General features: G+C 47.6%; 5 protein-coding genes and 2 pseudogenes. 4 read left to right on the top strand and 3 right to left on the bottom strand.

The genetic code is table 11. The annotated features are described in order from the left end of the window. Positions 1–10: 10 nt before the first annotated feature. Positions 11–4,798 carry a sll1366 family intein-prone helicase gene (locus D0A37_RS18515; RefSeq protein WP_242716535.1) on the bottom strand — a complete coding sequence of 1,596 codons (4,788 nt, stop codon included), beginning with the start codon at positions 4,796–4,798 and terminating at the stop codon, positions 11–13. Positions 4,799–5,248: 450 nt separating this feature from the next. On the opposite strand from D0A37_RS18515, the gene D0A37_RS18510 reads away from it, so the two are divergent. Continuing rightward, positions 5,249–7,402: a polyribonucleotide nucleotidyltransferase gene (locus D0A37_RS18510; protein ID WP_242716533.1), complete on the top strand. Its 2,154-nt coding sequence runs from the start codon at positions 5,249–5,251 to the stop codon at positions 7,400–7,402. A 320-nt stretch (positions 7,403–7,722) separates the two neighbouring features. Further along, positions 7,723–8,054 (top strand): annotated as a pseudogene (locus tag D0A37_RS18505) (transposase); the annotation flags it as partial. A 117-nt stretch (positions 8,055–8,171) separates the two neighbouring features. Here D0A37_RS18505 and D0A37_RS18500 read toward each other — a convergent pair. Then, positions 8,172–9,395 carry a PQQ-dependent sugar dehydrogenase gene (locus D0A37_RS18500; protein WP_242716531.1) on the bottom strand — a complete coding sequence of 408 codons (1,224 nt, stop codon included), beginning with the start codon at positions 9,393–9,395 and terminating at the stop codon, positions 8,172–8,174. A 685-nt stretch (positions 9,396–10,080) separates the two neighbouring features. Between D0A37_RS18500 and D0A37_RS18495 the strand changes: the two genes are divergently transcribed. Both D0A37_RS18495 and D0A37_RS18490 read left to right on the top strand, forming a co-directional pair. After that, complete coding sequence (locus tag D0A37_RS18495) at positions 10,081–11,424, top strand: APC family permease (RefSeq protein ID WP_242716529.1); 1,344 nt, start codon at positions 10,081–10,083, stop codon at positions 11,422–11,424. 24 nt (positions 11,425–11,448) lie between these two features. Next, the gene (locus D0A37_RS18490) at positions 11,449–12,117 is read left to right on the top strand and encodes a class I SAM-dependent methyltransferase (protein WP_242716527.1); all 669 of its coding nucleotides are present in this window, start codon (positions 11,449–11,451) and stop codon (positions 12,115–12,117) included. 169 nt (positions 12,118–12,286) lie between these two features. On the opposite strand, the pseudogene D0A37_RS18485 reads toward D0A37_RS18490, so the two are convergent. Then, positions 12,287–12,513 (bottom strand): annotated as a pseudogene (locus tag D0A37_RS18485) (helix-turn-helix domain-containing protein); the annotation flags it as partial. Positions 12,514–12,684: the final 171 nt, after the last annotated feature.

Here is a 12,684-nt window from a genome sequence, read left to right as displayed (position 1 = left end):
AAATGCTATATTATTCTTCTTCAGTTTCTATAATAGCATTGCGATCGAGGATTAGTAAATTGCGAAGTTGGTCTGTATCGAGTTCGGTAAGCCAGTTTTCGCCGGCGCTGACTACTTGTTCGGCTAGAGCTTTCTTGCTTTCGATCATATCGTGAATTTTCTCCTCTAGCGTACCCGTGCAGACAAATTTGTGGACTTGCACGTTGCGAGTTTGACCAATGCGAAATACGCGGTCAGTTGCCTGATTTTCTACTGCGGGATTCCACCATCTGTCATAGTGGAAAACGTGGGTTGCTCTGGTTAAGTTCAAACCTGTGCCACCTGCTTTTAAAGATAAAATCATAATCGGCGGGCCTTGGGGGTCGTGCTGGAAGCGATCGATCATTTCTTCCCGCTGCTGTTGCCGAATTCCTCCGTACAAGAACAAAACTTCTCGCCCTAAATGCTGTTGTAGATGCGGTTTCAGGAGTTTTCCCCATTCGGCAAATTGAGTAAAAATTAAAGCCCGATCGCCCTCAGCGAGCACCTCTTCTAACATTTCCAGTAACCGCTGCAATTTTCCTGATTCCTGACTTTTAATCTCCAATTCTTTCGGCTTAGCTTCGGCTTTCACAAGAGCCGGATGGTTGCAAAGTTGCTTGAGTTTTACCAGCAAAGCCAGAATCATTCCCCGGCGCTGAATACCTTCGGCTGAGTCTAATTCAGCTATTGACTCTTCGACTATTTTCTGATATAATACCGCCTGTTGAGTCGCCAGCCCGCAAAATACAGTCATCTCCTGTTTTTCGGGCAAATCTTGGATGATTTCTTTGTCAGTTTTCAGGCGGCGGAGGATGAAAGGCCGAACGAGCGATCGCAAAGTCTGCAAAGATTCCCTATCTCCGTATTTCTCGATCGGAATTGCAAATCGGCGCTGAAAGAAATTGCGCGGCCCCAAATAGCCCGGATTCAGAAATTCTAAAATAGACCACAATTCTTGCAGTCTATTTTCCACCGGAGTTCCTGTCAGCGCAATTCTAAAAGATGCCTCGATTTGTCGCACCGCTTGCGACTGCTTCGCCTCGGAATTTTTAATATTTTGCGCTTCATCCAAAACCAATCCTTGCCATTTAATGCCTTGAAATTCCTTCGCATCGCGAAACACCAGGGCGTAACTGGTAATTATTAAATGCTTTCCCTTAATTGCTGCAGCAAATGCTTTGCCTTTAGCGCGTTGGTCTCCGTGGTGTAGCAATACTTTCAGCGTGGGGCCGAACTTCTTGACTTCGCGTTCCCAGTTGCCCAATACCGATGTCGGACAAACCAGTAATGTCGGCCCTTCCAAGGAATCTTTTTCTTGTAAATGCAGGAGAAAAGCAATTAGCTGAACAGTATTGTGGCACAAAATATTATTGGCAACAAAATTGTGATGTTTGCCCACCTCAAAATCATAAACCCACCCGCTGTACTCAAAATCCTCAATTTCTTCTATTCTGCAATAAAATACTTCGCGATCGAGTATAAGTTGCAAATTTTCTCGGACAGTATCTAGCTGCGCTACATTGAGATTTGCGTAAGCCTCTAGGGTCTGATTCGTCCATTTAGAAGGCTTTAGCTGGCGGTACTCATGCTCTGCGGAACCACCCAGCACATTTTCCATACCTGCTACCACCTTTCCTAGGCTGATGCGGGAAAACTGCTGGGAACCGTTAATATAAACAGGATTGTGCATTCCGAAATGGCGCAATGGTAATTTTGTAATTTCTACTGCACGAGCGACGAGATCGGAAGCAGGAATTCCCTCAACATTGGTGTTGCAAGCCGATTCGCAAATTTGCTCTAATTTCCGCTGTTTTTCGGGATAGCCAAAACCAATTTCTTGGAAAAATATGCGCGCTGAGTTACCGCCGAAAGTGCCGATGTAATACGTGCGAAAAATACCGCTGCCATTGGTGGCGCGTTTCTGTTTAGTGGCGATTCGCAGCCAAATTCCAAAGCGCCGCAGCAACGTAGAAAGTTGTTGGATGATTAAAGGCGAAGCGGTGCTAATTTCGATAGTCCGCATTTTAGGAATGACAGAACCTTCAGCATCAAAGTAGTTTTTGAGGAAAATCCGTATGCTGTCAAGATTGGCTTGCATGATAAATTGTGGGAAGCTTTTCTCGGCTGACAGTTTCCCCCACTCGTAGCCTTGAGACTCAAGAAAGCTTTGGTACGATCGACTGCATACAACCAAGTCTGCTGCTCTCTGATGAGCACGAGTACGAACTGCAGGATTATTTATTTTTATCCCATACTTTTCGCCGATCCGGTGCAGTGCGACACGTAACTCTTCCAGAACTGTCGCATCTTTTTGTGCGATCGAGAGTACAGCCCGATCGCGCTGCTCATGTCCCTCAGCTATCTGCCAAGCCAGAAACTTGACCAAATCGGGATCTTCCGGTTTTCCTTCCCAATACAATTTAGCAGGAACGCAAACATAATCTCCAACCTTGAAGTCGTTTGTCCAGCCATCGCGTCCTAACAATTTGTGGCGGCGGGTAATTGTGATGCTGCTACCATCTTGTAGTTTGATGGTTCGCAACTTTTCTTGCACTTGCTGGCGGTAAAGTCGTCGAATAGTCGCCTGTACAATTTTGCCTGTTTCCTGATTTATGGAATTTACCAGTAATTGCTCGTTAGGTTCAGACCAAAAGCCCTCACCGTCGAATTCTGTTTTTCCGACATAAGTTTCCCATATTTTTTCAGCTTTTTGTAAAAAACCATTGACAAAAAGCAAAGTTTGTGGTAACGCGCATTTACCAGTTCCCATATCGTCCGCGAGACAAGCACCCAAACCCCAGCGTTCTAAAAATGCTAACCAGCCTGCTCCTAGCGCTTGATAAGGCCGCAATTGTCCTCGGAAACTAGCCGGAGTTGCGATCGCACTTACCGCTTGATTATCGCTCAAAGTATTCAACAATTCCTGAAGTTGACCCGTAGCCTCAAAATTCACCACAGGCAATTTTTCGATCATCTGAGTATCGCCCGACGCCAAACGCAAAGCATCCTCCAAAGAAAGAGTCATTTGCTCTTTGCGACTGGCAAAAAAAGTTTGAGCCGCTTTCACATCAGGCGCGCGCAATTCCACCCACTCGCCGTTAATTTCCACCAAAGGCGAATTCAACGCAGTCAATCTGTCAAATTCTGCCTTAGAAATGCGCTGTCCGCCGATCGTCAATTCCCACTTAAAATTTAGCAGACTTTGCAATCCCAACCCACCTTTCGCCGGAGTCACTTTCGGAGTTTCCGCTTGAATGCTCAAACCCAAACGACTCGCCCAACCCTCACTCTTTGTCAAACTCGGCGGCAAAACTACGCCCAACCCGCTATCAGCAAACCGCCAAGCTACAGACTTAATAAACTCGTAAGCTTGCAGCGGATTTAATTGGCAAGATTGAGGTCGCTGTGCTTGCAAACTCGGTTCAATTAACGGATAAAGTTTCGAGGCTAAACCCAAGCCGCTGAGCAAAGTTTCTTGAGGTAATTCTATTGTCCGCCCCGCATAAGCCAAACGCTCGACAGAGTTGTTCCAAACAGTTGTCGCGTCCACCAAAAATTCGTTTTCATCTGCTGCTTGCAAGCAATAATTTAAATTCCAGTTGGCTTTACCGGGCGCTGGTGGTATGAGTTGAAAGCAAGTGCGAAATTGACTTTGTTGAGATAATTGGTTTTGCAGCGGTGCAGTCCAAGCACTCAGCTTGGTTGCCAAGTTTTCCAATGCTGCTGTTTCTACTTGCACAATCCCAGATTCCTGCTGCAAAGCTTGCAGCCACTCGCGCACAGGAGAAACTGTTTTGATCTCTAAAGTAGAGCTACCAGCCGTTAGCGCAGCCCTCGAAGAGGATCGCACTTGACTATCTACAATACTACTCAAAAAGCCTAACACCAATTCCTCCGCCCCCATCGGCAAATCCACCGCTAAAGGCAATTGACTGGATTCTTCTTCCTTCTTCCTTCTTCCTTCTTCCTTCTTCCTTCTTCCGACTTCCATCGGACTGACATCCGTTACATCCGTTACATCCGTTACAGAATCCGTTGCCGAACTTCCTTCTTCCTTCGATTGATATGTTCTGCAAGCCGTCGGCATTTGCTTGACAAAAGTGGCGAGGCGGAGTGTATCTGTAGAACTATCTAACAACGGTTGCCATTTGGCAATAGCAGAACCGTCCGACTGTTTCTCCAATCCAGGCAAAAATTTGCATCTTGCCAACAAATCCAAACTCCACCTAGCAATATGAGACCAAAAACGCAAATCTGAGCCGACAAAAGAGTCTGGTTCCGTGCTGTTAAGCGGTAGTGATTGCAAGAAAACAAAAGCTGCTTGAGGGTTGAGACAGAAACCCTCGACTTGCCAGGGATAAAGGTAAATTTCCTCGCTTTGGGCCGGTTCCTCAAGTGCTGCTGCTGAGTGCTGCGGCATCAGAGTTGCGTTCGCTTCTGAGATTTGGGTGGGAAGTGCGATCGCCCGAATTTCCCTTTGAATTGAGGAGTTGGGTGCAGGAATTTCTGCGTTTTGAGTTTTGGGCGATCGCCGAGTTTTTTTGCTTTTTTCCGGTGGAGTTTCTGCGGTTTCCGGTAATTTCCAATCCAGTTTTCCCGACTGTTGCAAGGAATTTAGGAAAGTCTTAAATTCAGCTTCGGTCATTGCTAAGGGATGCGGGAGATTTATCCCCGATTCTAGGGCGTCAACAGCCCCAAATTTTCGCCAAGTTTCTCCCCAAATAAATAAGCAACTTTTCTCATTTTCAACTAGCCAACTGCCGTGTAAAATTGCCATTTTTTTAAATCCTGATGTTTTTATTTAAGTGGGATGTTGACTACTACATTTATATGGAATTTATGAAAATTTTATTTAAAACAAACCGAGGATATTTTGATCCAGACATGAATTAGGTAAAACCTGTATATATAGGGTGCGCCATAAGCACCTTACGGCTTATTTCCTGTCCTAGAGAACTAAATCCCTCTTCCTTCTTCCTTCAACGTCCCAATTCCCAAACGAAAATTCATCGTACCATCTATGGAAGGCGTTTAGCGGGCGATCGACCGGAGAATCGACCCCTGACTGCCAAAAATAATTCTAGAGTATAAATGCTTAGAATCGAGGCACAGACAGTCGATCGCGAGGCGATAATCGCTGTCTTTTGGCGTCGGACTCTCAAACCCCCTGTGGTAATGTTACGATCCCGACAGAGAAAGAATGTGGTAGATAAGGAAGCAGTGCTACATGGTAGAGATAGACAAGTCAATATCCTTCGATGGACGGGATATTAGACTGAAGATTGGTTTACTAGCGCCTCAAGCAGGCGGTGCAGTTTTGATTCAGTCAGGTGACACAGCGGTTTTAGTGACAGCGACTCGATCGCAGGGGAGAGAAGGAATTGATTTCCTGCCCCTGTTGGTGGATTACGAAGAGAGACTCTACGCTGGCGGTAAAATTCCCGGTGGATTTTTGCGCCGGGAAGGGCGTCCCCCAGAAAAAGTGACTCTCACGGGTCGTTTGATCGATCGACCGCTGCGTCCCCTATTTCCAAGCTGGCTGCGAGATGACATCCAAGTTGTAGCAACAACTGTTTCGATGGACGAACAAGTGCCACCGGACGTTTTGGCGGTGACGGGGGCTTCAGTGGCGATACTGCTGGCGAAAATGCCGTTTTACGGGCCGATGGCGGCGGTGCGAGTCGGTTTGGTAGGAGATGATTTCATCATCAACCCAACTTACAGCGAAATCAAAGAAGGCGAGTTGGATCTCGTGGTAGCCGGTTCTCCTGATGGAGTAATCATGGTGGAAGCCAGCGCGAACCAATTGCCGGAACAGGATATCATCGAGGCGATCGACTTCGGCTATGAAGCAGCCTGTGACTTGATTCAAGCCCAGCGCGAAATTATGGCGGAATTGGGCATCGATTTGGTGGTAGAGGAACGGCCATCCCTAGACTCTGCCCTGGAAAACTTTATTCGCGATCGCGCTGAAGCCCCCATCCGCTTTATTTTGTCTAAATTTGAACAAGACAAAAACCAGCGGAATGCAGCTTTGGACGAAGTTAAGGCAAATGCAGTCGAATCTGCGATCGCCGAACTCTCGGAAGAGGACCCGGTAAAACTAGCAGCCACCGCCAACACCAAGGCGATCGGCAACGTTTTCAAAGACGTTACCAAAAAAATCATGCGCCAGCAAATCCTCGATGATGGCGTCCGTGTAGACGGTCGCAAGCTAGACGAGGTGCGGCAAGTTTCTTGTCGCGTAGGGGTGCTGCCGTCGCGAGTACACGGCAGTGGGTTGTTTAATCGCGGGTTGACTCAAGTCTTGTCCGCAGCTACCCTGGGAACCCCAGGCGACGCCCAAGACTTAGGAGACGACTTGCACCCGCAGCAAGACAAACGCTACCTGCATCACTACAATTTCCCGCCGTTTTCGGTAGGAGAAACCAAGCCGATGCGATCGCCCGGACGCCGAGAAATCGGTCACGGAGCCCTCGCAGAACGCGCTTTGCTGCCGGTTTTGCCATCCAAAGAAGATTTCCCCTACGTGATTCGCGTAGTTTCAGAAGTCCTTTCTTCCGACGGTTCCACCTCAATGGGTTCAGTTTGCGCCTCAACGCTAGCATTAATGGATGCAGGCGTTCCCCTTTCCCAACCCGTCAGCGGCGCGGCAATGGGCTTAATTAAAGAAGGCGATGAAGTCCGAATTTTGACTGACATTCAGGCAATTGAAGACTTCTTAGGCGACATGGACTTCAAAGTAGCCGGTACCGACACCGGGATTACTGCTTTGCAGATGGACATGAAAATCAAAGGTTTGCCCTTAGATGTGATTGCCAATGCCATCCGTCAAGCCAAACCGGCCAGACTGCAAATTTTAGAAAGAATGCTGGCAACCATCGAGACTCCTCGCAGGGAAATGTCGCCGTTTGCACCGCGTTTGCTAACCCTGAAAATCGATCCAGAATTTATCGGTTTGGTAATTGGGCCAGGTGGTAAAACGATCAAAGCCATCACCGAAGAAACCGGTGTCAAAATAGACATCGAAGACGACGGAACCGTGACAATTGCTGGCAACGACAGCGAAAAAGCTCAGCGGGCTTACAACATTGTCCAAGGCATGACGCGCAAGTTGAATGCAGGAGACGTGTATGTCGGCCGCGTAACTCGAATTATTCCGATCGGCGCTTTTGTGGAAATTTTGCCCGGAAAAGAAGGAATGATTCACATTTCCCAGTTAGCGGACTACCGCGTTGGCAAAGTGGAAGACGAGTTAGCTGTCAACGATGAAGTGATTGTCAAAGTGCGAGAAATTGACAACAAAGGTCGAATTAATTTGACCCGCTTGAATATTCATCCTGACGAAGCGGTTGCTGCTCGCGAAGCGTTGAATAAATAGTTGAGAGTTGGTAATTGGTAATTGCTTTTAGAGTAATTGCTAATTGCTAATTGGTAACTGGCAATTAGTAATTTTTAATTGCTAATTGAGATTAAATCTGATTGTTTCAGATTGATTTAGGAGTAGGGTGCGCGACAGCGACAGATCGACTTTGTGCGATCGGCTGTAGAAGTTAATAAAGTCGCGCACTTTACCCTCGGCGGTTGAAACCGCAACTACACAAACTTTCGTCCCAGCAGACGGGTACTGAAGAAAAGATAAAGTATTCTTAGATAAATACTTCGGACATTTATTTTTTAAGCAGCCAGATACCATCAGACATACGACTATATCGAAGAGCATTAAAAGGTCAAAGAGCGAGAGAAGAAAAACTCCTAAAAACAATATTTCTTTAATATCTGCTTTATCGAGTACAGAAGTAGTGGCTTCAAGAAATATTTATGGTCAGAAAATGGCATAAAATTTGAAATTTATTCTGAGAGAATTAGTCGCTAAACTTTGGCAAGGTGCTTGTTTAGTTATGGATAATGCTACAATTCATTGCGGAGAAATGGTGAAATAATTTATCGAAGAGGCAAGAGCAAAGTTAATTTATTTATCTCCTTACTCTCCCGAGTTTTCCACCAAAGAAAATTTTTGGTCAAAAGTGAAATTTCTGTTCAACTCATAAAAGAACAGGTAAAGAAATTGCTTGAGCGATCGTAGTTCTCTACCTGTTTTCAATTTGAAGCTGAAAAGTAATCAGAAGGTGACAGGTTCAAAAACTGACTCAGCGAGTAATGCGAAGAATCTTGTCCTGCTCTGGTGGGCAAGTGCCGCGACCATCACAATTACTGGTGGTCACATACAATTCCCCATCGGGGCCCATAATCGCTTCTCTGAGCCGTCCCTGCTGCCCCTGCAAATACACTTCATGCTGCTGCACCTGACCCGATCGAGGATCAATGACGATTCGCTGCAATTGCTCTGCCCGCAGTCCTGCAACTATGAGGTTGCCTTTCCATTCAGGAATCGCATTGCCTGTGTAGATGGTGGCTCCTCCGGGGGGTAATGCTTGCTTCCACACGATCGCAGGCGTTACCAATCCTTGCTGTGATTCACAGCGATAGATAGTCGGCCAGCCCAAATTATCACCTGCCTGGGCAACACTGACTTTATCGTGTCCCGATCGCCCTAACTCGCCACTGGGGCCATGATCACTGACCCACAGAGTCGATACATTCACCCAATCAAACCCTTGAGTATTGCGAATCCCCAGGATATAAACTGGATTTCCTGGGAAGGGATTATCAGCGGGCACCTCGCCATCAGGGGTGACGCGCAAAATCTTGCCTGCAAGACTTTTGACATTCTGAGAAAGGTTTGGATCTCTGGCGTCTCCGGTGCCAATATAAAGCATCCCATCGGGACCAAATCGAATCCGTCCGCCGTTGTGGAATTGAGCAACGGGAATATTATCAACAATGGTGCGATCGCGGGTTGCACTCACCCCATCCTGGGACAACTGCCAGCGTTCCACACGATTCACTGGAGTGCCATTTTGGTTGGCCGTGAAATATACATAAAAGAATCGCTTATTGGCAAAATCGGGATGAGCGGCAATGCCCAGTAATCCACCTTCACCGCGATCGCTGACATTGATCGTGGCGATCACTTGAGGGCGCAGCTTGCCATTTTGCACTAGCCGCACCCGTCCCGATCGTTCAGAAACAAGCAGATCGCGGTTTGGTAAGAAAGCAATCCCCCAGGGAACATCCAGCCCTGTCACCACTTCCTCCACCCGAACACTCACCTGCCCCTGCGGGCCAAACCCGTCTTCCACCAATTTGCAACTGGCTGGCTGGGTAGTTTGATTAGTTTGTGCCTGTTGCGCTTCACTACTGATTTGGACAGAAGTCGGTGTTTCGCGCACCTGCGGCTGGGGAGAAGTGCAGGCAACTAGACCCAGGATGCTCAACATTAGCCTACTTTTAAGAATCTTTGTTCGTTTCATCTCTTTTTACCTGCTAATTGCTTTTGAGCGACGCTGCAATTGCCATCAATTTTTGTGCAATCCCAGAAAACAGCTAACACCGCTTATCCACCTGTTCCCATCACTTTTTCTGGTAGACACGAGCGATCGTGGTTTAATAACTTTTGAGCCAAAATTTGCCGACAATACACAGCCCTGATCTAGAAATCCACTGCTTCTAACCATTCAACAATATGATAACTATTGTGCAAGATCGTGTAGATTTGCTCATCTTGCAAAAGGCTGAGTCTCGTTTCTGGATTATCTGTGCGGTTGTCTGATTGGCGATCGAAGCGCTAATGTATTGATTTCAGGAGTGACGCGGATTGGGTAGATGCTACCTCAACTGCAAGCAATGGTTCGTTCTGGTTTGATTATCCTGCAAACAATCGAAGCATGGGAACCTGCTCTCAGTAATTAAGAAAAATGTGGGCCTTGTCACCTTTGAGTCACATTTGCTGTGGACGCTAAGAGTAGACTTTGATTGTCAACCCTATCCTAAATAGGTTTTTGAGGAGGAACTGTTCACCTTTCCAGCAACTCTTTTTAATTTCTGGTATCGCAGGAATTCTAATTCTTCTGAGTGGGCGTCGGATTTTTAGGCAAAACGGAAATGGGTTTACGCCTGGGTGTCGTTACAAATTCTACTCGTTGAGAAGCTAAAACTGTGAATAGATTAGAGAACACTGCACTGGTGGAACCTAAGGAACCTCAAACAGGGACTCCAAAACCCTCCATTACTCTAATTGATGCGATCGCCTTGATTGTCGGGCTAGTAATCGGCGCAGGCATTTTTGAAACCCCTGCTCTGGTCGCTGCTAATACCGGAACGGTTGGTGGTGTCATAGGAGTCTGGCTCATGGGCGGTGTGGTGTCATTGCTGGGGGCACTTTGCTACGCCGAATTGGCAACGACTTATCCCCATGTCGGCGGCAACTACTACTACCTGAAACGGGCATTTGGGCAACCGATCGCGGTTTTATTTGCCTGGGCACGCATGACTGTGATTCAGACGGGCTCGATCGCGCTGCTGGCATTTGTGTTTGGCGACTATGCCTCGGAGCTATTTCGGCTAGGTGGCTACTCGCCTGCAATTTACGCCGCAGTCGCGATCGTCCTGCTCACAATGCTGAACATCATTGGACTGCGCCAGAGTAAGGGCGTCCAGAACTGGCTAGCGGTGATACTCGTTTTAGGCTTACTGCTGGTTATCGTGGTTGGTCTGGCATCCTCCCCTCCTCCCGTCCCGCCCCTTTCCTCCGATGCCTCCGCTACCTCTTCCTGGGGCTTAGCGCTGGTCTTCGTGCTGCTGTCCTATGGTGGTTGGAATGAAGCTGCTTACATTTCTGCCGAAATTCACCACCCGCAGCGCAATATTGTGCGATCGTTCCTCTGGAGCATTGGCATCATTACAGGACTTTATGTGCTGATTAATCTGGCATACGTGCGGGGATTGGGTATCGCAGGCATGGCAGACTCTCAAGCCGTTGCATCAGATTTACTGCGGCGAGTGCTGGGTGAACCAGGAGCCGCGTTTGTGAGTTTACTGGTTGTGACCGCCACGCTGGGGTCGATCAACGCCAGCATCTTTACGGGGGCACGCAGCAGCTTCGCTCTGGGGCAGGATATGCCTGCGTTTCGTTGGTTGGGACGCTGGCACCCGCATCCGAGTTCACCGACAACCGCTTATTTATTGCAAGGTGCGATCGCCCTGACGCTGATTGGGCTGGGAACCTTCACCCGCAAAGGATTTGAAACAATGGTGGACTACACTGCGCCCATCTTCTGGTTTTTCTTTTTGATCAGCACCCTGTCGTTAATTGTTTTACGCATTCGAGAACCCGATCGACTTCGCCCGTTTAGCGTACCGCTTTACCCGATCATTCCCATAGTGTTCTGCGCCATTTGTGGCTATTTGCTCTATTCGAGCGTAGTCTATACAGGCATCGGCGCGATCGCAGGGATCATCGTTGTTCTACTGGGTCTTCCCTTTGTTCGTCAAACTACATAGCAATTTTTTTTGGAGATTATGATCATGCAACTCAAAACCATTAGGCAATCACTCTTTGTTGGCGTTAGCATTCTCAGTGTTGCTGCGATCGGCTGTACCGAACAACGTAACTTGGAGGCAGTGGCTCCCAGCCCCACTGCCACATCCGAAACTAATTCTGTTTCTGATCAGGCTCAAGCGACTCCTAACTCCACAACACCAGCTCCCACTCGTCAACCCGATGTCGTTTACGTTCCAACGCCTGTAGCGGTTGTGGATGAAATGCTGCGGCTGGCAAACGTGCAATCCAATGACGTGGTTTACGACCTGGGTAGTGGCGACGGTCGGATTGTGATTGCAGCCGCTAAAAAGGTTGGCGCGCGGGGCATTGGTATTGACATCAACCCAGAACGCATTCGAGAAGCTAACCAGAACGCCAAACAGGCTGGCGTGACTGATCGTGTCCAGTTTCGTCAGGCAGATTTATTCCAAACAGACTTCAGTGAGGCAACAGTTGTCACGCTTTACCTACTGCCAGAACTTAACGTAAAACTGCGCCCCAAATTACTCAGTGAATTAAAACCAGGTACGCGCATTGTGTCCCATGAATTCGATATGGGCGACTGGAAACCTGAGCAGGTAGTAAAAGTGGGCGAGAGAACAGTCTATTACTGGGTTGTACCTGAAACTCCTCCTGCTAATTTAAAGAAGTAGTGAGACTATTGCAGCTTGATGATTGACAACTCCCCGTTCTCTTATGAGCGGGGATTCTTGGTTCATTGGGACTACTCATGTAGCTTGCCCTCCCCCAAATTCACTGCGATTTGCCCAACCCCTGTATATCCACGCTGCAACACCACTTGCGCGGCTGCAACATCTCGATCAATGATTTGCATTGGCGGGCAAAGGTTGGACGGGGTGCATCAGCAGGGATAATGTATTCCTGTTTAATGCTGCACGAGTTAATATCACACTTACGAGAATTAACCCAATCTTTTGTTCTGGCAATGCAAAGTTGTAGACCTTGTGGCAAATATTGAGGCACAGGTTGAAAGTTTGGCGTTGCGTATCGGTAGGAATGAGCTTGTACTCGTAGGCTAGATTTAACATACAACCATTGTTTAGCACACCTGAATAAATGCGGTGCTGTTTATTCAAAAATCTCGCTGAGAGATTCCCAACCGAAACTCCCCCTAGAAGGGGGAAGCTTGAATCCTATTTTTTTGGTTAGACTCTATATACCTGGCACGTCGATCGATTGTCCTGCCAGATCAGCACTCT

The sequence above is a fragment of the Microcoleus vaginatus HSN003 genome (assembly GCF_022701255.1).
Taxonomy (GTDB): Bacteria; Cyanobacteriota; Cyanobacteriia; order Cyanobacteriales; family Microcoleaceae; genus Microcoleus; species Microcoleus vaginatus_B.
The sequence above is the reverse complement of the archived record's forward strand: the minus strand, read 5'-3'. Positions and strand labels throughout refer to the sequence as shown.